The sequence below is a fragment of the Paraglaciecola mesophila KMM 241 genome, from assembly GCF_000315015.1.
GTDB lineage: Bacteria > Pseudomonadota > Gammaproteobacteria > Enterobacterales > Alteromonadaceae > Paraglaciecola > Paraglaciecola mesophila.
In genome coordinates, this window is sequence record NZ_BAEP01000051.1 from 1 (window position 1) to 21,001 (window position 21,001).

Genomic DNA, 21,001 nt, shown 5'->3' on the forward strand with positions numbered 1-21,001 from the left:
GTTCAGTCGCCTTTTTCGTATTTGCTCAAATGAGACATCTGTTAAGCAAACATGTGAGTCGCCAGGGTTTGCTGAATGCCAACCACTGTGTCTTTCTTAAGTTCTTTTTCAATCGGCTGTTCTTGCCCTGACACCCAAATTTTTAGCTCGGCGTCTAAATCAAAATGCCCAGCGGTTTCAATTTTAAATTGGGTGATGGCCCGATAAGGAATGGAATGGTAATCCACCTTGCGGCCGGTCAAGCCTTGTTTATCAATCAGTAACAAGCGCTTATTGGTGAATACGTACATATCGCGTACCACTTTAAACACTTGCTGAACCTCTTCTGTAGCGCCGATAATCGGTGCTAGTTCTTCGCTCACATCACTGACATCGATTTCAGATGCGTTGCCCATGATGGCGTCAAGTAATCCCATGTTGTTCTCCTTTTTAGATTTTACCTAGTAAAACCGATTTTGTGTAAAAAGAGAACTAATAACGGGTGTTAGCTCATGCTAAAGTGCTTATCGGCTTTATTTATCAAGGAGTTGTTATTACATGCCTAGTGTGAACTTTGCTGATATCAGTGCGGCTAGATTACGTATTTCACGTTATGTGCACACGAGCGAACTGATGACATCCGCGTTACTCAATCGTTGGCTTGGGCACGAAGTTCTGTTTAAAACCGAATGCTTACAGCGCACAGGTGCTTTTAAGCTGCGTGGCGCATTGAATACCCTGCTGCATGCGAGAGAAAAAGACGTTCCCATTAAACGAGTGGTAGCCAGCAGTTCGGGCAATCACGCCCAAGCAGTGGCGTATGCTGCGTCTTTGTTTGGTATTCCTGTGACTATTTTTAGTGCGCAAAACATCTCAAAAATTAAAGCGGCTGCCACTCGGGCTTACGGGGCTGAGTTGCGCCTATTCCCATTACGAGATGAAGCGGACAATGCCGTGGCACAAGCAGCAGATGAGCCGGGCACGTTGTGGATCCCGCCCTTTAATCACCCGGATGTCATTGCAGGGCAGGGTACGGTTACCGCAGAAATACTAGAGCAAACCACTGACGTGAATGCCATTTTCATGCCTTGTGGCGGTGGGGGATTAGCCTCAGGTAGCATGCTAGCCGCACGCGCGTTAAGCCCACAAACTAAAGTGATCGCGAGTGAGCCGCTGGCGGGTAACGATGCGGCGCAATCTTTGCGCTTGGGCAGTATTCAGCGCTTAATAACACCGGCTAAAACACTCGCGGATGGTGCCGCAACGCCAGCGGTAGGCGAACATACCTATCCACTGATTCAACAGCTAGACGGTTTTTACGAAGTGGATGAAACGCAAATTGCCTACTGGACGCAGTGGCTACAGCATTTATTAAAGTTGCATGTTGAGCCCACAAGCGCCATGAGTATGCATGGCGTGGTTAACTATTTGGCCAAGCAAAGCGCACCGCAAAAAGTGGTGGTGATTTTGTCTGGGGGAAATATCGATGCACAAAAAATGCAGCAAATTTGGCAACAAGATCATTTAATCAATCAACCAAGTTTACCCAGTGTGCCGCTGGCTTCGGTGATTTAGCTCCTCTTGGTTCCTTCTGCATTCCTTTTGGATTTACACATAAAAAAAGCCCCAATGATTTGGTCAGTGGGGCTTTTTTTATGCGCTACGATATTTAGTCGCGCCAGCGCTTGGTCATGTCTTCGTAGGCGTCGATACGACGATCCCGGAAGTAGGGCCAAATGCGCTTGACTTGTTCCGTGCGGGCTAAATCCAATTCAACCATCAAGTTTTGTTCGCTGTCAGCATCGGCTTGGGCGAGGATCTCCCCTTGTGGGCCTGCAATAAAACTTTGCCCCCAAAATTGAATGCCGTTGTCGCCTTCTACTGGCGATGCTTCAAAGCCAGTGCGGTTTGCCACTATAACGGGAACTGAATTCGCCACAGCGTGTGAGCGCTGAATGGTTTGCCACGCACCGAATTGTCTTTGTTGTTCCTCTACTGTGTCGGCTGGATCCCAACCAATTGCAGTGGGGTAGAACAACATATCTGCGCCACGCATGGCCATCAAACGAGCTGCTTCTGGATACCATTGATCCCAACATACTAGTACACCCAATTTACCGACACTGGTTTGGATTGGCTCAAAGCCCATGTCGCCTGGTGTGAAGTAAAACTTCTCGTAAAAACCAGGGTCATCGGGAATGTGCATCTTGCGATACTTGCCGACCATGCCTAATTGGCGATCGAACACCACGGCGGTGTTGTGATACAAACCTGAACCACGTTTTTCAAACAAAGACGTAATTAAAACGATGTCTAACTTGGCGGCTAGCTCGGCAAAGTAATCCGTAGCTGGGCCTGGAATAGGTTCAGCTAAATCGAAAAAATCAGTGTTTTCTTGCTGGCAGAAGTACAGGGTGCTGTGCAATTCTTGCAGCATGACTAGTTCGCAACCTTGCTCGGCGAGTTTTGTTACTTGTTCAGCGCTACGCTGCCAACTGAGTTGCTTGTCATTATTGGCAACCGCTTGTTGAACAACTCCTACCTTTAGGGTTTTGGCGGTTTGTGGGGTGCGGCTCATAACTCACTGACTCCTGTTGCTAGTTTTTTACTAATGTCGAACGTTAATGTGCTAACCGGAACTTGCATACTAATACAATGCAAGCTGCCAAATTGCTGAACCAAGGGTAAGCAGTTTATTGGCACTATGGTATGGTCAGGATAGGCCTTTGCCATGACATCCATGGCAAGTTGGTCTTGTGGCTGCTGATATATAGGACATAAGATCTGTTTATTATTTATCAAGTAGTTGGCATAAGAAGCAGGCAGCCGCTCGCCTTGCTGGTTAAACACTTGGGGCAACGGGAGTTCAAAGATATCATGTTCTGGCATGGCAGCTTTGCACTCATCCACTAGGGCCGCTAAGCCAGTATAGTGAGTGTCATCGGGTACATTAAATGCTGATTGCACCACCAGGCCATCATGGGGGGTAAAACGCACTAGGGTATCAATGTGGCCGTCTGTGTCATCACCTTCTAAATGCCCTTGCTGGAATATATGTACACTCTTGGCGCCCAGTGCAACTTTAAAAGCCCCGCGATACTGAGACATCGTCATGTCGCTATTACGCTCAGGATTCGATAAACAAAACTCTGTTGACAACAACACACCTGCATCGTCTATTTCCAATGCGCCGCCTTCAGCAACAATATCGAAACTCTGTAGCGGTAAACGGCATAAGCCTGCTAACACTTGCTGGTTTATCATGTTGTCTTTTTTAGCATCGAACTTATTGCCCCAGCCGTTAAAGTTGAACTCGATGGGCTGCATGCCACCTGAACTGTGGCAAGTTAAAAAGCCATAATCTCGAACCCAAGTGTCGTTGTAATCGGCGCGTACTAATAGCACACGATCAATGGGCTGATTAAAATCTTGGCTCAAGGACCTAAAAGTAGGCATTTCTTGTCCGCGAATAAGGAGTATGACCCCAGTACCAGCTTGGTTAAGCGTGGCCATAATCGTCAAATAGACTTGGCGAACGTCGGCAAGCCAAGGTTGCCAATCTGTTTTTTGATCGGGCCAAGCAAGAATAATGGCTTCTTGAGGCGCCCATTCAGGGAGTAATCGCATAAAATTTACCGTCACAAATTAAAGTTGCTCAATATTCGCGGAGTATAATGATAACCATCAGGCGGGTCTTGTGAATTTTGCCTGTTTAGCGCTAAATTTTTGGTCGATGCAATGCGCTTGTCTCAATCCTCATGAAAACTGTCCAGTAAAATTCTGTAATAAAAATTACATATTTTGTAATTTAACAACGTTTTAACGTGAAAATCAGGCTGTTAATTCATATATTGTTTAACTTTTAATCTATTTTTGATTTTTAAGAGACATTACTTTCAGTTTTAAACAGATGTTTTTGGAATAAATAGGAATATTCATTTCAATTATGAGTATATATAAATGAAAAATACTGTTAAAATTCAATGGCTTACAAATGTTATTTTTGTGTAACTCCTTGTTTTACATGCTTTTTACTACTTTCGTACAATAAAACCACAGACATGATCATCAAATTCATGGATATTTCAGTGGCAGGCAGAACCTGCTGAACACTTAATTAGCTAACCAATATTTGGAGCACACAATGAAAAAAGTACTTATATCTCTCGTCGCGTTGACAGCCTTTAATGCAAGCGCTGGTATGGAATCAAGCAGCAAAGTGCGTTTCGCAGGTGACAGCGAATACTCGAGCTTCTGTAAAGCCGTAGTAAATGATGATCTTGGTATGCTTAAGCGCAGCCTACGTAGTAAAGTCGGTCAAGTAGCTGCAAGCTCTAATGATGTTCTTCGCAAGCTTGTATCGGCTGAAGGCATGAAGTGTAACGGTGTTGATTTGATTCAATTCTCAGAACAGCGTGAAGCATCACAAGTTAGTGCTTACCTAAAGACCAAAAACAATGCGTAAGAGGTCGCTTGATACCTCATTCAGCATAGGCAAATAGCCTGCCCAGCAGGCTATTTTAGCTTCTTTTTCTGTTAAAGAGCGCTATACGCTGTACTACATTCCCCTAAGGTTCTACCCTTCTTGCATTAAATTTCCCTGATTGTGTTTTTGACTGTCTATTAGACTGTTTCGTCATCCTAGATGGTGTTCTGTGTTGCTTGTTTTGTGACGCTCTTTTGACAGCTTTCGCTGGTTTAGAAACATAACGGTTTTTACCATTGTTTCTGTCAGTACTTTGATGCTTAACACGCTGATGCTCGCTGCGCTGACTTTTAATCGTACGCTGGGGTTTTGTTCTTAACTGCTCTGTCTTTTGTCTACCTTGTTCAATTTTGTAAGACCGCCCGTTTGCTTGGGATGAACGTTTTGAAAACGTCTCGCCGTTACTTTTTCTACTTTGCTCAAAATGCGCTTTCTTTTTGCTGTCGGCACTCTTTTTGCTAAAGGCATTCTGTTTGTTATGAGCATTCTGCTCTCGCTTGTACTGCCCATGATTGCGGGCGCTTTGTTGGTGCTTCAAGCGCGAGACGACCTTATCCCTATGTATACGATTTTTCTGCATTTCAACGTTACGGCTGGTAACTGTGCGCTTATGGGTACCGTTATAGCCACGATGGTATTTTACTGAGCGTCTATGATGATTATTATGCTGCCATCTGGGGTAATTGCGCACTTTGCTATAGGTATATCTGTGGTTCGAACGGCGGTAACGATAGTCGTTATTGATCACCACGTAATTTTTGCGCCAATGAAAACCACCGAAGAAGAACCCTGCGCTGATATGAAATCGCGGACTCCAATGAAATCCTGAATGAAAGGTGTAGTGACGAGGCGAGCGCCAAAAAATGGGCTGGTGCACGGTCCACCACCAGTCACCATATACGACGCGAGTGTCATAGTAGGGCACGTAAACGGTTTCACGTTCAACACTATGGATCACTATTTTATCTTGCTCACGCTCGACATTTTGGTATTGGTTGTCTTGCAAATTCCCTTTGGCATACGCCCGGCTGCGCAGTGTTTGCACACTTTCTAACACTTGCTCTTCATTCGCTAAAAATGCATCGCCTAAGTCCTGCAGCCAATTCAGGTCTTTACTCATACGTTCGAGCAATTCAGTAAAGGGAGTCAGGGCAATGACGCTAGGGTCCCAATCTTGTTGTTCGGCAAGATCCAGAGCTTGTTGTTCAGACAGGTTAGCGTGCTCTTCACGCCAGCGAGCGGCTTGCACCACTTCGAGAGGATACGTTGCTCCAATCAGGATATGGGATAACAAAGAATCTGGATACAAGGCAATAGGCGCCAACATTTGGTCTAATTTTGCTTGATGCAGCTCAACAGGTGGTTCAGCTTGGGTTTCTGCATGGGCCAATTGCAGCGCGACGCTAATCAACAGGCTTATGGCAGCCAAATAAATGATGATGTACTTAGTGTTTCTGCCCATAGGACACCTCAGTTGTTTTACCTTTACACGATAGGTAAAGGTTATACGGTGACTGTAGTGTGGGCGGTTAAGGCTTAATCTAAACTGAATCGAGGCTTAAGTGAGTTATTTATGTCTCGTTGGGGAAGCTAAGGCCGCGAACACGGCCTAACTTAAATGATTATTTAAGTAGATGTGGGTCAAACTCATGGCCCAATTTTTCCGTTTTAGTGCGAATATAATGGCGGTTGTCATCTGTAATGCCGTGGTCAATTGGCGTGCGGCTAACCACTTCAATGCCCATCGCTTCAAGCGCCTTACGCTTCTTAGGATTATTGGTCATCAAATTTACGCGTTGCACATTTAAAGTATCAAGCATTAACTTACACATATCGTATTCTCGCAAGTCAGCGTCGAACCCTAGATGCTCATTTGCTTCAACCGTATCTAAGCCTTGGTCTTGCAAATTATACGCTCGAATTTTATTTAACAAGCCAATGCCACGTCCTTCTTGGCGTAAATAAAGCAGCACACCTTTGCCTTGTTCTACAATATTTTGTAGCGCCTTTTCTAACTGTGCGCCGCAGTCACATCGGGTACTGAATAACGCGTCTCCGGTTAAGCATTCAGAATGAATTCTCATGGGTATCACATCACCAGATTGCCATTGTCCGAAAGTTAAGGCGACATGTTCTTGTTCGGTTGCGGTTTCAACGAACCCGTGTATGGTGAACTGGCCCCAGCGCGTGGGAAGAGAGGCTGAGCTCACGAATTCGTACTTCTGAAGTTGTTTCATAATTTTGCTTGCTGACTTGTAAAAGTTATTTAAAGGGCTGTCACACTGGATGAAAATATGGGTGCGGAATATTTAAATACAAGTGTCTCTACGGCCCCGCTTCTGAATTAAAGACACTGTTTTGGTCTGTCATTGTGCTTAGCGAGATGGGTTTATTCACGCCAAAGCCTTGAACAAAATCAACGCCAATTTTACCCAATTCCACCATGATCTCTTTTGACTCTACATATTCTGCTACGGTTTGTATTTTCATCGCACTGGCGATGTCTTTGATGGAAGTGACCATAGCCATATCGACGGGATCAATAAGAATATTTTTAACGAATTCGCCGTCAATTTTAACTTGGTCCACGGGCAGATTTTTTAGATAATTGTATGATGAAAAGCCGCTGCCAAAGTCATCTAGAGCGAACGTACAGCCAAGCGCTTTAAATGTATCAATAAACTCAATGGTTTCGTCGAGTTTTAAGATAGCCATGCTTTCTGTTATCTCGAAACAGATCTTATTGTGAGGCACTTGGTATTTTTCAAACGCGCTCAAAATAAACAGTTTAAGATCCTGCTCACCCAGTGAATGGCCACTTAAGTTGATATTACAACGCATAAGATCTGCCTTGTGCTGCGGGTTTTGTGCTAACCAGGCAAAATAAGTGTCGATAACCCAACGGTCAATTTTGGCACTGAGGTTATAGCGCTCGGCCGCAGGTAAGAATTCATTGGGTAGTATGCGCTGGTCATGTTCATCCACTAAACGCAACAATATTTCGTAGTGATGCCCCTTAGCAATAGATGTCATCGGCATATACGTTTGGCAATGAAGTTCAAAACCGTTGTGACTCAGTGCGTGTTGTATACGGGGTAGCCAACTCAACTGAGATTCGTATTTAGCTATTTGCTTGTCTGTTGAGGAGTAAGTGTGAAGTCGGTTCCTGCCATGTTTTTTCGCCATATAGCAGGCTGAATCGGCCATACTGAGCAGCTGCTCTGAGCTTGATATTGTGTCATTCCATGGTACTTGGCCAATGCTGACCCCAAGGGTCAAAGGGCGTTCTTCCCATGTAAACTCATGTGCTTGTACGGCATTTAATAGTTTATTGGCCAGCATAAAACTGTTCTGGGCATTATTGCCAACCAGCAAAATACCAAACTCATCTCCGCCTAAGCGACCTATTATGCCGTCATCGCTGACAATCTTTTTCATTAACTGCGAAAACTGCCTAAGTACAGCATCGCCGGCTTTATGGCCATGAGTATCGTTGATCGCTTTAAACTGATCGATGTTTACGTGCAATAAGGTCAATTCTTCTTGCTGTTGTTTAGCGAAGAGGATCGCTTCATGTAGGTGTTTCTCGAATGCTTGGCGCTGATAAAAGCCAGTTAGCGTATCGTGGCTGGCCATGTACTCAATACTTTGGTGGTCAGACTTTCGCGCGCTAATGTCTACTACTGAGCCACAAATTAGTTTTTCACCAGTGTCGCCATTTTTGCTCAATTGAGCAGACACAGATAACCAAAGATCCTGATTCTGCCGTGTTTTACCGCGTAACTCTCTACTTAACGTGGTTTGGTTTTTATGGAGTTCACCTAGCAGCAGCTCCCGTTCATTTGGCTCTGCATACAAAGTGGACATCGTGGGCAAGTGTGCTTTCATTTGCGCCACGTCTTCATAGCCAAATATCTTCGCCATGGCTAGATTAGCCCGTAACAATTGACCATCGAGGCTGGAGATAAAGCGCCCTTCTGGTGCTTCTTCAAACATATCGACGAATTGTTGTAAGGCGCGAATAGAAGTTTGTTGCTCGTTGTAATGCCTAAATGCGTTGACTTTTTCGTGGGCGGCTATGGCAACAGCAATCAATACAATACCGATAATGATTAACGTGCTAAGGGTGAGTGATAATTGTTCGGGAAAAGCCACCCAGTTTAGATAAAGTCCAATGTGTGCCACCGTAGTCAGGCTGATAAGCGTTAAACCCAAAGCAAACACGCGATTACTGATGGTGTGTCCTTTGTAACGATAAAATATTGCTAACACGGCGATAACCACAATGGATGATATAGAAGCGCCAGATACCAATAAAATTTGTTGGTAGCTATTGAGTACAAACGCCGAAGCAGCACTTAGCCAACCCATGGCATATAGGAAATAGCGGTAGTAGGTAGGCAGTGGACGAAATATAGTGAAGGTTATTTTCGCTAATGAAAACAGCAACAGGGCACACAAAATAGTGCTTAGGTTGTCTATGTATTGATTAAAACCAGTGACATGACTCACCACACCTTGGCTATTTAAAAACAGCAGTAAATACGCTGTACTGGCCACCGAAAACCAAAAGCGCACCGGGCTGCGCAATAACGTATAGGTGACCAAAAAGTACAGCACCATCATGGTCAATGCGCCGCTGAACAAGGAAAAAATCGTGCTGTTTCGTTGTTCTTTTTGAATCAGTGCTGACTCTGATTTCACATCAAAAGCGAACACCAGTGGGCCTTCATCGCGGATCTTAATATAGATGTTTCGCGGCTGAGCATAAGGAATATCTACCGGAACCACGAATAACCTATGCTCAAAAGGGCGGTTATCATGAGGCCGTGTTGTACCTAGGCGGTATGAGTTAATGATCCTGTCTCTTTCATCTAACACGTAGATATCCAGCGCGTCGATACGTGGATTATCAATACTGATAAAAAAAGGTTGATGATTACTATCGGTGCTCAGGGTAACTCTGCCCCAAAGGCTTTGATTTTTATTCAGAGGTTGTGGAGAGAAGGTATCACGCCAAGTTTTCAGTTCCTGCACATCAGATAGCTGCACTTTGTTATCGGCTACAAGCCAATGGCTAGAGGTGATTAAATTCACGGAAGGCGTTGAGTCATTAATATTAACGCTGGTTTGCGTAGTTTGCGCCTTAAGCACCAGCCCAAATTGCATGATAAGCAGCAACATAAGGCACAGCAAGGAAGTAAAATAAGATGAGCGGCGCATTTTCACAGTCTAAGAAACCAGAGCAAAGTTGGCTGCAGGCACGGTGTGCAACCTCGAGTTGTAATATGAAGCGTAGCCTAACATCGGATATTCCCTTTCAACAAAGAGTTTATACTTATACATAGGGATTAACTGCTGCATGATATTTCCATGTGCTTACCCCAGTCAGGTGGCGGTTTTGCAAATTCGGCGTACTCAGGTTTGCCCTCAAATGGATGTTGCAGCACCTGTAATAACCTTCTAAAACGTGAAAAATCTCCGTCTTGTGCCGCATCAATTGCCAGTTGTGCTTGGTAGTTACGCAGTACATATTCGGGATTAATGTTGCGCATGTTTGCTTGGCGTTCTTGCCTCTTCACATTTTGAGTAATGAGTGCTTGTTGATAATGTTCTAACCACATTTTAGCCGTGTCTCGTTGCATGAAGTGATCAACAAGTGGCTGGTTTTCGCCGTGTTCATCAATTTCACACAATAAACGAAAGCTAATATGGTAATCACGTTTGTCTTGAGAAATTAAGTCGAGCCAACGGTTCACTAGTTCAGCGGTGTTTTGGGTATTTTCGTACAGGCCAAGCTTTTGGCGCATAAGTTGTGAAAATTCAGCCATTAATTTTGGTTCATATTGACTTAGTTCCCCCTTGATTTGCTCGACATTCAAGTATGGGGTGAATGCGTGAGCAAGGGCATTTAAGTTCCACAAACCAACGCCAGGTTGTTGCTCGAATGCATATCGCCCTTGATGATCAGAATGGTTACAGACAAATTTAGGGTCAAAATCATCTAAAAAAGCATAAGGGCCAAAATCGAAGGTGATCCCGTGAATCGACATATTGTCAGTATTCATTACGCCATGGTTAAAACCGTACGCTTGCCATTTTGCAATTAGGGTGGCGGTATCCGTAACTACTTTTTCTAGCATGGCTAAATGGGGTGATTCACTGTGCAAACATGCAGAAAAATGATGTTCAAAGCAGTAGTCAAATAAACGCTTGAGTTTGTCCAGTTCACCGTTGTGATAAAAGTACTCAAAATGGCCGAAACGAATATGACTCTGGCTAACTCGGATCATCATAGCGGCTTTTTCTTGTTTTTCTCGGTACACAGGCTCGTCACTGGTAATTAAACAGAGTGCCCTTGAGGTAGGAATACCCATATGATGCAATGCTTCACTTGCAAGGTATTCACGTAGTGTTGAGCGCAATACAGCTCGCCCGTCCGCGAAGCGTGAATAGGGCGTAGGGCCAGCGCCTTTAAGATGCAAATCCCATGACTTTCCGAATTTGTCTTTTGCTTCCCCAAGCAATAAACCACGCCCATCACCTAAGTCCGGATTCCATCCGCCAAATTGATGACCACCGTACTTTTGTGCAAAAGAATGTGTCGTAAATGAACTTGTATTGCCAAAAAGCATCGACATTATGCTAGATTGCGTAAACCATGATGCTGGTAGTTGCAGTGCGTCGCGTAAGGTGTGGTTAACCTCAACAAGTTGAGGGTTTGCCACACGTAAAGGCTTAGTTAAGGCGCCTAAATCACCTAAATGCGTTGCATATGAATGATCTAAATTCATTGTCTGCCTCTATTTTATTACTCGTAGAATGGTTTACGTAAACCGACGTTATCTTAAGGACCAATTATGAATCTAATCTCAAAAGCATGTTTTGTGGCGAGTCTTTCAACAATCGCCATGTTATCAACTAACGTTTTCGCTGGCGACATTGCGGCGGGTAAATCTAAATCAGCAACCTGCATGGCATGTCACGGTGCTAATGGAATTTCACAAATTCCCATGTATCCAAACTTGGCTGGCCAGAAAGAACAATACTTGGCAATCCAGTTAAAGGCGTTTCGTGCAGGTGAGCGTAAAAATATGGTAATGGCACCTATGGTTGCAGGCTTGAGTGATGCTGACATAGAAAATTTAGCCGCATATTACGCGAGTTTAGATCCGTCAGGAAAATAACCCTACTCTGCACACATCAATGCGTAAATACCCTAAAGGCTGAAGATAACTTCAGCCTTTTTGCATTAATAGAGACATATTAATATTTTTGATGAGCCAGTTTGCGACTTTGAGCGTAAGTTAATCTCAATCAGATATATTTAAAAAAGGTACCTCATGCTCACACTTCATCATCTTAATAACTCTCGCTCTCAACGCATTTTATGGATGCTAGAAGAGTTGGGTGTGGAATATGACATTCAGCGTTATCAAAGAGACAGCCAAACTAATTTGGCGCCTGAGTCTTTAAAGAAGGTGCACCAGTTAGGTAAGTCACCTGTTATCACAGATGGTGAAGTGACTGTGGCAGAGTCAGGGGCGATTATCGATTATTTAGCGCGTAAATACAGTGATAAAGCCTTGATACCTGAGCCCGGCACAGAAGCGTATCGTCAATATACCTATTGGCTGCATTTCGCCGAAGGAACCCTGATGCCTCCCATGGTTGCCAAGCTGGTGTTCGATAAAGTCAGACAAAACGCTAAACCATTTTTTGTTAAAATCATCGCCAATAAAATTGCCGACAAAGTTATGGACGGATACTACGGCGTGAATTTGGTCGCTAACCTTAAGTTTGTTGAACAATATTTAGCGGATAACGAGTGGTTCGCTGGTGATGGGTTATCTGGGGCGGATATACAGATGAGCTTTCCGCTAGAAGCGATGGCGTCACGCAATGTGGCAGGTGATTACCCAAATATTGCGGCGTTCGTAAAACGTATCCATGCACGTCCGGCTTATCAGCAAGGTTTGTCTCGCGGGGGACAGTACGATTACGCGTAAATGTTATCATTTTTTAATAGGGGTAAGATTAGAAGGGCTATCTGGGATGGCCTTGTTGGCGAGGCTGAGTCATTAGCTTTAGTTGAGTAGCCCACAAAACAAGGGCTATTCTTCTGAGTCGATATCGATTCCCATTTCTTGCATGATGCGCAGTGCATCGCTAGGAATACGATTGTCATTATCTTTTTGCAAATCGTTGTCATTCGGCAATGGCTGCCCAGTGAAAGCATGTAAGAATGCTTCACACAATAACTCCGAGTTCGTTGCATGACGCAGGTTATTCACCTGGCGACGTGTACGTTCATCCGTTAACACCTTGAGCACTTTTAATGGAATAGAGACGGTGACTTTTTTCACTTGCTCGCTCTTTTTCCCATGCTCGGCGTAGGGATGAATGTATTTCCCGTTCCATTTTGTCGTTTTAGCCATCGTTTACTCGCTTTTTTCTTTCTTATAAGGGGAAATTCTAACCATAAACGAATAAAGGTCAACGATAGACTGCTAAACATCTTGACGGCTTTACGTACAAAGTTTAGTTTAGACGTCTAAACGTCCATATAATCACGGAGCTTTTCATGGTCTCTTATGCACAAGGTATCGATGCCCTCAACCAGTCACTGTCAGAAGTGAAAGGGATCAATGTATCATTTGAATTTTTTCCACCTAAAACCGAAACGATGGAAAAGACACTATGGAAATCGGTGGAGCGCTTAGCGCCCTTAAAGCCCAAATATATGTCTGTGACTTACGGTGCGAATAGTGGTGAGCGTGATCGTACCCACGAAATCGTAAAACGTATTCAAAGCGAAACAGGCATTGCCGCTGCACCGCACTTAACATGCGTAGATGCTAGCCGTGACGAATTAAAGCAAATCGCCAAAGATTACTGGGCCAGTGGCATCCGTAAAATTGTAGCTTTACGTGGAGACTTACCCGAAGGCTATACCGAGCATGTATCTTATGCATCTGATTTAGTGGCATTACTGCGCGATGTTGCTGATTTCGACATCGCCGTTGCCGCATACCCAGAGAAACACCCAGAGGCGCCAAACAGCCAATTCGACTTATTAAACCTGAAACGCAAAGCCGAAGCGGGTGCGAACCAAGCAATTAGCCAGTTCTTTTTCGATGCTGAAGTGTTTTTACGTTTTAGGGACAGGGCAGCAGCCGCGGGTATTGATATGGATATCGTACCGGGTATTTTGCCTGTGACGAACTATCAAACCCTGCAGCGTTTTGCTGGCTTTACCAATGTACACGTACCAAATTGGCTGCATAAAATGTATGACGGCCTAGATAAGGACGACCAAACTACTCGTAACTTAATGGGCGCTAGCATTGCGATGGACATGGTCAAAGTCTTAGCAAAAGAAGGCATTCGTGATTTTCATTTCTACACACTGAATCGCTGTGAATTGAGTTATGCTATTTGCCATATGTTAGGTGTTAGAGCAGACTAAGAGGATTGAATTCTCAGCCTGTAGTAAAGGAAAAGTATGGAGTCCAAGGTTATTTTGTCGGATGTACTAAGGAGCTGGTTACCTAAAGCGAATATTTTTGTTCGTATGTTTGTAAGCCATTGCCAACGAGATGGGATCACCGTGTCCGCTGGGCATTTAGCCTATGTGTCCTTGTTATCTTTGGTGCCGTTTATCATGGTGTTCTTCACTATATTGTCGGCCTTTCCTGCTTTTTCTGAGGTACGCGGTGATATAGAAGCGCTGATCTTCGGTAATTTCATTCCTACTTCTGGTGATCAAATCCAAGGTTACGTTGCCGAGTTCGTGGGTAACGCATCAAAAATGGGTGCGATCGGGATTTTATCTTTGGTGGTGGTTGCCTTATTGCTTATCTCGAACATAGATAAAACCTTGAACCGCATTTGGCAAGCAAAAAGCGAGCGGCCCATCATTTTTACGTTTGCGATTTATTGGATGATCCTCACCTTAGGGCCTTTACTAATTGGCCTAAGCGTGATCATGAGCTCTTATTTGGTTGCTTTTGCTAATTCGGCTGAAGCCTACACCATGGGCGCCACAACGGCCATGCTCAAAATTGTGCCTTTTATCGCGTCTGTCTGCGCTTTCTTTATTCTGTATATGATTGTACCGAATAAGCGGATAAACCCTCGCCATGCCCTCGTCGGTGCGTTTATGGGGGCGCTACTGTTTGAGCTATCGAAGAAAGGTTTCTCGTTTTACATTACTCACTTCCCTTCTTACCAAATGATTTACGGCGCGATGGCCGTTATTCCTATTTTATTCGTTTGGGTGTACTTGTCGTGGATAGTGGTGTTGCTTGGGGCTGAATTAACCCACGTGATTGAAGTGTTTTTTCATGAAGAATCACAAGAGAATTTTACGCAGGTCGATGAGGATGAGTCCCAATCGCCTGCGTAGGGTTAAATGCTAGTTAATCTCGCATACTGGAGATAAACGCATTTGATTCTTTGATGGCGTTATTCATTTCAGCAATAAGCTGATTGATGTCATTCTTAACACCGTTAAACTCACTTTGTAAGGCACCGATTGCAGTCGCATTCAAGTTGTGTTTTAGATACAGCACGTTGTCTTGTAGTGCAGATAAAACAGGATCCATTTTTGCCTCTGCTTTACGCATGCTTTTAACTAGGCTGGCATAGTGGCGCTGGGTATCTTTAAGTTTGCTCGCACTTTCACGGCGTAAACCGTCATTGGTATATTTATCTAATTCAGTTTCCCACTCATCAAATAACGCATCAGCTACGCTTTCTACTTTATTAATGCGCTTGGTCACTTCTGCTGCTGCTTGGTTACTTTCTTCGTACTGGTCTTTTAACTCTTCGTATACGTCTTGCAGTTCACCGCCGTCGTAATTCATCAAATGGGTAAATTGTTCTAGTGCATCGCTAAATTGTTGTTGGGCGTCTTCCTGCGATTCCTTCGCATCTTCAACACGATCAACCATGATATCGCGCTTTTCAACGCCCACTTTTTCCCAGGCTGCATAATAGGCGCTCTGGCAACCTGTTAGCAGGGTGAATAAAAATACTGTTGGTATTATTTTCTTCATGAAAACCTCTTTAGTGTTAATTAACCACGATATTTAGCGGCATCAATAATCGACCATACTTGGAAGATGAAGCCGAACACTGCCATAAAAAACAGAATACCTGTGGCTGCTAGGGCGTAGTTAGTCCATACCAGAACGAAAAATATGATTGCTGCTAGTATCCGTCCTTGAACTAATTGTCCCAATCCTGGAAAAAATAAGTTACATATCGCTGCAATTACATTTCCACCTGAACCTTGTCCTGCCATTTGTTGCCCCTAAGTTATTAATTCATTATTGTGGATACACTTTAACAAACTACTGTAATCGGTTGGAAGAAATAATGTCAAAGTGGCTGCCTATATGAGTGAACTCTATCCTACAATTAAACCGTTTTTCAGCGAGATGCTAGCAGTTAGCGACGATCATTCGTTATATCTTGAGCAAAGTGGTAACCCAGAAGGAATACCTGTGCTGTTTTTACACGGGGGCCCAGGGGCAGGGCTGTTCGCCAATTATCGTCGTTTCTTCGATCCTGACAAATATTGGATTATTGGGTTTGACCAAAGGGGGAGCGGGCAATCCACCCCATTCGGTAGCATCAAGAATAATACTACCCAAGATTTACTGAGTGATATTACCCAGATAAGAAAGCATTTAGGTGTCCAGCAGTGGGTATTATTTGGCGGCTCTTGGGGGGCAACATTGGCGCTACTTGCTGCCATTGAGCATCCTGAAACGGTTAAAGGACTCATCTTAAGAGGCAGTTTTTTAGCGCGAGAAGAAGATTTTGATTGGTACTTAGACGAGAAAGGCGGAGCTGCCCAGCTATTCCCTGACTACTATCAGGAGTTCATCCACCCCGTGGCAGATAAGTCTCATACGACGTCGTTAGTTGATGCTTACTATGATTTGTTTACTGGCATCGATGAAGTGCACAAAATGGCAGCCATTAAAGCATGGTGTTTGTGGGAAGCCAGGATCAGCAAGTTGCACTGTAAATTACATGAAGATGAGTTGGTCCCTGATGTACACAGGGGGATTAGTTTGGCCATTTTAGAGTGTCATTACATAAAGCACCTTTGCTTTATTGAGCCAAATTATATATTGAAAAATATTCATAAAATCAGTCATATACCGGCAACGCTCATTCATGGTCGCTATGACTGTGTGTGCAAAATACAAGGTGCCTATTTACTTAACGAAGTTTGGTCTACGAGTCAGCTCATCATAGTGCCCGAGTCTGGCCACAGCGCCAATGAGCCCAAAATTACAGCAGCTCTTTGTTTAGCTGCGACCGCGATGGCTGATTTTATAAAGGAGCAAGAATGATTGGTTTGATTCAGCGAGTCAGCGAAGCCAATGTCTGCGTTGGCAATGAGGTCATTGGGGAGATTAATCAAGGGATTTTGTTGTTGCTTGGTGTGGAAAAAGACGACAACGAGGAAAAGGCCAAAAAACTGTTTCAGCGGGTGCTGAATTACCGAATTTTTAGCGATCAAGACGGTAAAATGAACCTGAATCTTCAGCAAGTCGGTGGCGAATTACTTGTGGTCTCTCAGTTCACTTTGGTGGCGCAGACAAACAAAGGAAATCGGCCTGGATTTTCCCAAGGAGCGTCGCCAGAATTGGGCGAATCTTTGTATAACTACTTTGTTGAATTGGGGAGAAGCAGTGAAATACTCTGCGAATCAGGTAAATTTGGTGCAGATATGCAAGTTACATTAGTCAATGATGGCCCTGTGACGTTCTCCTTAAACGTCTGATTTGCTACCAAGCAATGAATAATATCTAATGGTGGACTGGCTGATATAATTCGGCCTCAGGTTATCGATATCTCCATAAGGATAAATGCATAATAATGTATAAGATTGAAACCCCAGAAACAGATGCAGAGTTTGAAGCATATTTTGAATTTCGCTGGTTAATGCTGCGAAAGCCTTGGAATTATCCTCAAGGCTCTGAAAAAGATGAATATGAGCAAGTCAGTGAACATCGCATGATCCGTAATAACAAAGGTGAAGTGATCGCTATTGGCCGTATACACATGAACAGCGCTGAGGAAGCTCAGGTTCGCCATATAGCTGTCGCCAATGATGCGCAGGGGCGTGGCTTAGCCAAAATGATCATGTCTTCACTTGAAGCCGTAGCGCGACAAGAGGGCGCCGTTCGCATCGTCACTAATAGCCGAGAGCTTTCCACTCCGTTTTTCGAGAGTTGTGGCTTTGAAGTGGAAAAAGAAGCTTCGACTGAATTAGGGAAGTTAAAACGCCAACAAATGGTTAAGCGTCTGTTGGCCCATAACACGATTTTGTTGCACCCAAAATGGTGTAAAGAGTTACAGGATACATGGCACGATACCATCCCTATTAGTGAACAAATGGGGATCAAGTTGTATCAATACTCTGGTAAGACTTTAGAGAACCGAGCTTCGCTAAATAAAAATATCAATTTGCATGGGACTATGTTTGCCGGCAGTATTTTTTCCTTGGCGACTCTGACAGGCTGGGGCATGATTTTTTTGCAATTGAAGGAGAAGAATCTTGTTGGGGAAATAGTGTTAGGGGACGGTAATATTCACTATCACAAACCCATCACTATGCAGCCAAGAGCCTTATGTCACATTGAAAGTCTTAGCGGTAAGTTCGAGCCATTAGCGAAAGACAAGAAATGCCAAATTAAATTACAGGTCGATATTCTTGATGGCGATACTGCTGTTGCCGAGTTCAAGGGAGTGTATTGGATTCTCCCCCCTGCGGCTGAAGAACAAGACGCCCAAAGCGAGTAATTTTTAGTTAATAAGCAGTGATTATTTTTCAGGCAATAAAAAAGCGCGTTTAAAACGCGCTTTTTCGTGTTCATATTACTGAGTTATACCATAGCACTCTGTAATTTTTTCATGGCGTTCTTTTCGATTTGACGAACACGCTCTGCAGATACTTGGTATTTATCTGCTAAGTCTTGTAGCGTTGTTTTGTCGTCGCTTAACCAGCGCGTTTGAATGATATGCTGACTACGCTCATCAAGGGTTTTAATCGCTGAATATAGCTTCTGTGAAGCTGTGGCGTCCCAATCTGCGTTAACAACGTCAGTTTCAACATCTGCACTTTTGTCTTCTAAAAACTGTACCGGTGCGAAGCTTCCGCTTTCATCATCATCTGCTGACAAATCAAAGGCTTGGTCGTGACTGCTCATACGAGCTTCCATTTGTAATACTTCTTTTTCGCTCACTCCCAAGTCACTTGCAACCTTTTGCACTTCTGCATGAGTGAACCAGCCTAAACGCTTTTTATTCTTACGCAGGTTAAAGAACAGCTTACGTTGTGCTTTGGTTGTCGCGACTTTCACTATGCGCCAATTACGCAGCACAAATTCGTGAATTTCGGCTTTAATCCAATGTACAGCGAACGATACCAACCTAACACCTACCGTAGGGTCAAAGCGCCTTACCGCTTTCATTAGGCCGATATTACCTTCTTGAATCAAATCAGCTTGAGGAAGTCCGTACCCAGAATAAGATTTTGCAATATGCACAACGAAACGAAGGTGTGACATGATTAGCTTTCTTGCTGCTAATAAATCGTCTTCCTGTTGTAAACGTTCTGCTAGACCACGTTCTTCTTCGGCTGTAAGCATATTAATGCTGCTAACAGCTTGCACGTAAGTTTCGATGCTACCGGTCTGTGGAACGGTTAATGTTAGTGCACGCATATCTGTTGTCATAATCACCTCGTGTAACATTGTGTTCTTGGAACCATGCAATGACTTTGCCAACCAAGAACCGCATTGAGTTCTACATTTGCTGTAATAGACCACTCAAACGCGAAAAAATTTCATGTAGCGGCTGATCTATCAATAAGATATTATACAAATATAAGCTCTAGTTGATCGAGATCAATTGAAAAGTTATTAAAGCGCTACTTTTTGGGGGTTGCTCGAATAGTATGAACAACGAATGATGCCACCATAATAACAGTTACCATTGTACGCAAGTACTATCTTCGCAATATTAATATTCTATTACATATGTCGGAAGTGCATCATATTTGATAAGCGGAATTGATCTTATTTGTTTTATGGATGTAAAAACAGCAGTTTGTCTTATTTACAAGGTTTAAATTTGTCTGTTAGTCTGACTTTGTTCAAAAAAACGACGACAGTACATCTATGTACTAAAAATTTATTTGCAGCGCTTTCCGTGCGTTGTGTCTTTAGGCCTAATAACCTTACTCAAATGATTTCATAGGGATGTAAATGTTCGCCTTTATTGCTCGCCAGCCTATTTTAGATCGCCAACGTGATGTGTTTGCCTACGAATTACTTTTTCGTGATGGTAAGAACAATTGCTATCCAGATACGGCAAGAGACGAACGCACCGAAAAACTGATTGCTAAGCATTATCTTACCCTCGGACTAGACGAAATCTCTTGCAATAAAAAATCTTTTATTAACTTTCAAAAAGAAACCTTAATTAATGGATTACCTGCTGTTTTAGATCCTTCTAACGTCATCGTTGAATTATCTGATGCTAACTTGCCACATGACACTTTGCTAGGGGTCTGCCAGCAAGTGAAGAATAGCGGATTTACTATCGCTTTGGACGATCATAACTTAGACCCTAAATGGAATGATTTTCTGCCATTTGTTGACATCGTTAAAGTGAATGTGATGCAAAGCGATTACGATGGTGTGGCGAAAAGTATGCCTAGGTTATTAGATGCCAATGTAAAATTGGTGGCTGAACAGATTGATAGCCAGCAAGATTTTGAGATATATCGCGACATGGGGTTTGATTACTTCCAAGGTTACTTTTTTGCTAAACCCGAGGCAATCAAACAACAAAATTTGCCTACCTCAAAATTAACGTTAGTAGAACTCATGGGTGTCAGCTCTAGCGAAACCTTTGATATTGAGCGTGTAAATTCTGTTATCGAGCATGATGTTGGCTTGTCTTATATGTTGTTGCGCTTTGTAAACAACCCTATGGTGAATAAGCGTTACAGGATCACGTCACTGCGCCACGCAATCACCTATATGGGGGAAGTGGAACTTAAGAAGTTCGTGGCCTTGTTAGCACTGGCCAATTTAAATGATGACAAGCCGATTGAGTTGCTGCACTTGTCGCTCGTAAGAGCGAAATTTTGTGATTTAGTTGCCCAAGAAGCGAAAAAAGGGGATAACCCGCCAGTGGGATTTTTAGTCGGTTTGTTCTCTTTACTTGATGCAATACTTGATCAAGATATGGACACACTACTGAATCAGTTACCCATAGATGATGAAGTTAAATTTGCTTTAAGCGGTGGCCAGAACGACCTGTCTATTTATTTAGTTTTGGCCAGGGCGTTTGAAAGTGCGAACTGGTTGAAAGTCATACGGATAGCTGGTTTGTTGAAAATTGACCAGAAACGACTACACAGTATGTTCAACGAAGCCATTATTTGGGGTAACGGTCTACGTCAGTCTGTATCACCACACTTTCCAGAATCAAGGGCGTAAA

21 protein-coding genes are annotated in these 21,001 nt (G+C 43.5%); 10 read left to right on the plus strand and 11 right to left on the minus strand.

The genetic code is table 11. The annotated features are described in order from the left end of the window. Nucleotides 1–41: 41 nt before the first annotated feature. Nucleotides 42–416 carry a PH domain-containing protein gene (locus tag GMES_RS11785; RefSeq protein WP_006992924.1) on the minus strand — a complete coding sequence of 125 codons (375 nt, stop codon included), beginning with the start codon at nt 414–416 and terminating at the stop codon, nt 42–44. Between the two features lie 121 nt (nt 417–537). Between GMES_RS11785 and GMES_RS11790 the strand changes: the two genes are divergently transcribed. Then, on the plus strand, nt 538–1,554 hold the full coding sequence (locus tag GMES_RS11790) for a serine/threonine dehydratase (RefSeq protein ID WP_006992925.1): 1,017 nt from the start codon (nt 538–540) through the stop codon (nt 1,552–1,554). A gap of 94 nt (nt 1,555–1,648) precedes the next feature. On the opposite strand, the gene GMES_RS11795 is transcribed toward GMES_RS11790, so the two are convergent. Next, entirely contained in the window at nt 1,649–2,557 is a 909-nt protein-coding gene (locus GMES_RS11795; RefSeq protein WP_006992926.1) for a carbon-nitrogen hydrolase, read from the minus strand. Next, the gene (locus GMES_RS11800; protein WP_006992927.1) at nt 2,554–3,606 is read right to left on the minus strand and encodes an agmatine deiminase family protein; all 1,053 of its coding nucleotides are present in this window, start codon (nt 3,604–3,606) and stop codon (nt 2,554–2,556) included. Before GMES_RS11800 ends, GMES_RS11795 begins: the two co-directional genes overlap by 4 nt. Nucleotides 3,607–4,123: 517 nt before the next feature. Between GMES_RS11800 and GMES_RS11805 the strand changes: the two genes are divergently transcribed. Then, nucleotides 4,124–4,444, plus strand: coding sequence for a DUF3718 domain-containing protein (locus GMES_RS11805; protein WP_006992928.1), 321 nt, complete (start codon nt 4,124–4,126; stop codon nt 4,442–4,444). Between the two features lie 103 nt (nt 4,445–4,547). On the opposite strand, the gene GMES_RS11810 is transcribed toward GMES_RS11805, so the two are convergent. From GMES_RS11810 to GMES_RS11825, 4 genes are all read right to left on the minus strand, one after another. Then, nucleotides 4,548–5,927, minus strand: coding sequence for a DUF3300 domain-containing protein (locus tag GMES_RS11810; protein ID WP_006992929.1), 1,380 nt, complete (start codon nt 5,925–5,927; stop codon nt 4,548–4,550). A gap of 160 nt (nt 5,928–6,087) precedes the next feature. Beyond that, nucleotides 6,088–6,702, minus strand: a complete 615-nt coding sequence (ribA, locus tag GMES_RS11815) for a GTP cyclohydrolase II (RefSeq protein ID WP_006992930.1) — start codon at nt 6,700–6,702, stop codon at nt 6,088–6,090. A gap of 88 nt (nt 6,703–6,790) precedes the next feature. Then, nucleotides 6,791–9,649, minus strand: a complete 2,859-nt coding sequence (locus GMES_RS11820; RefSeq protein WP_039987339.1) for an EAL domain-containing protein — start codon at nt 9,647–9,649, stop codon at nt 6,791–6,793. 167 nt (nt 9,650–9,816) lie between these two features. After that, nucleotides 9,817–11,259 carry a protein adenylyltransferase SelO gene (locus GMES_RS11825; RefSeq protein ID WP_006992932.1) on the minus strand — a complete coding sequence of 481 codons (1,443 nt, stop codon included), beginning with the start codon at nt 11,257–11,259 and terminating at the stop codon, nt 9,817–9,819. Between the two features lie 66 nt (nt 11,260–11,325). Between GMES_RS11825 and GMES_RS11830 the strand changes: the two genes are divergently transcribed. Both GMES_RS11830 and GMES_RS11835 read left to right on the plus strand, forming a co-directional pair. Next, the gene (locus GMES_RS11830) at nt 11,326–11,652 is read left to right on the plus strand and encodes a c-type cytochrome (RefSeq protein WP_033185492.1); all 327 of its coding nucleotides are present in this window, start codon (nt 11,326–11,328) and stop codon (nt 11,650–11,652) included. 156 nt (nt 11,653–11,808) lie between these two features. Beyond that, nucleotides 11,809–12,474 (plus strand): glutathione S-transferase, encoded by a 666-nt coding sequence (locus tag GMES_RS11835; RefSeq protein WP_006992935.1) that lies wholly within the window; start codon nt 11,809–11,811, stop codon nt 12,472–12,474. 105 nt (nt 12,475–12,579) lie between these two features. Here the strand turns inward: GMES_RS11835 and metJ are convergent, their stop codons facing one another. Next, nucleotides 12,580–12,903, minus strand: coding sequence for a met regulon transcriptional regulator MetJ (gene metJ / locus GMES_RS11840; protein WP_006992936.1), 324 nt, complete (start codon nt 12,901–12,903; stop codon nt 12,580–12,582). 146 nt (nt 12,904–13,049) lie between these two features. Between metJ and metF the strand changes: the two genes are divergently transcribed. Both metF and GMES_RS11850 read left to right on the plus strand, forming a co-directional pair. Next, the gene (metF, locus tag GMES_RS11845; protein ID WP_006992937.1) at nt 13,050–13,934 is read left to right on the plus strand and encodes a methylenetetrahydrofolate reductase; all 885 of its coding nucleotides are present in this window, start codon (nt 13,050–13,052) and stop codon (nt 13,932–13,934) included. A 36-nt stretch (nt 13,935–13,970) separates the two neighbouring features. After that, nucleotides 13,971–14,873: a virulence factor BrkB family protein gene (locus GMES_RS11850; protein WP_006992938.1), complete on the plus strand. Its 903-nt coding sequence runs from the start codon at nt 13,971–13,973 to the stop codon at nt 14,871–14,873. Between the two features lie 13 nt (nt 14,874–14,886). On the opposite strand, the gene GMES_RS11855 is transcribed toward GMES_RS11850, so the two are convergent. Both GMES_RS11855 and GMES_RS11860 read right to left on the minus strand, forming a co-directional pair. Further along, a complete protein-coding gene (locus GMES_RS11855) occupies nt 14,887–15,525 on the minus strand; it encodes a DUF2959 domain-containing protein (RefSeq protein ID WP_006992939.1) in 639 nt (212 codons plus the stop codon). A gap of 20 nt (nt 15,526–15,545) precedes the next feature. Beyond that, on the minus strand, nt 15,546–15,773 hold the full coding sequence (locus GMES_RS11860) for a hypothetical protein (RefSeq protein ID WP_006992940.1): 228 nt from the start codon (nt 15,771–15,773) through the stop codon (nt 15,546–15,548). A 94-nt stretch (nt 15,774–15,867) separates the two neighbouring features. Between GMES_RS11860 and pip the strand changes: the two genes are divergently transcribed. From pip to GMES_RS11875, 3 genes are all read left to right on the plus strand, one after another. Beyond that, nucleotides 15,868–16,836: a prolyl aminopeptidase gene (pip, locus tag GMES_RS11865; protein ID WP_006992941.1), complete on the plus strand. Its 969-nt coding sequence runs from the start codon at nt 15,868–15,870 to the stop codon at nt 16,834–16,836. Then, nucleotides 16,833–17,270 (plus strand): D-aminoacyl-tRNA deacylase, encoded by a 438-nt coding sequence (gene dtd / locus GMES_RS11870; protein WP_006992942.1) that lies wholly within the window; start codon nt 16,833–16,835, stop codon nt 17,268–17,270. Before pip ends, dtd begins: the two co-directional genes overlap by 4 nt. A gap of 95 nt (nt 17,271–17,365) precedes the next feature. Next, a complete protein-coding gene (locus GMES_RS11875) occupies nt 17,366–18,292 on the plus strand; it encodes a bifunctional GNAT family N-acetyltransferase/hotdog fold thioesterase (protein WP_006992943.1) in 927 nt (308 codons plus the stop codon). A gap of 83 nt (nt 18,293–18,375) precedes the next feature. On the opposite strand, the gene rpoH is transcribed toward GMES_RS11875, so the two are convergent. Beyond that, nucleotides 18,376–19,227 carry an RNA polymerase sigma factor RpoH gene (gene rpoH, locus GMES_RS11880; protein ID WP_033185507.1) on the minus strand — a complete coding sequence of 284 codons (852 nt, stop codon included), beginning with the start codon at nt 19,225–19,227 and terminating at the stop codon, nt 18,376–18,378. A gap of 531 nt (nt 19,228–19,758) precedes the next feature. Between rpoH and GMES_RS11885 the strand changes: the two genes are divergently transcribed. Beyond that, on the plus strand, nt 19,759–21,000 hold the full coding sequence (locus GMES_RS11885; RefSeq protein WP_006992945.1) for an EAL and HDOD domain-containing protein: 1,242 nt from the start codon (nt 19,759–19,761) through the stop codon (nt 20,998–21,000). Nucleotide 21,001 lies beyond the last annotated feature (1 nt).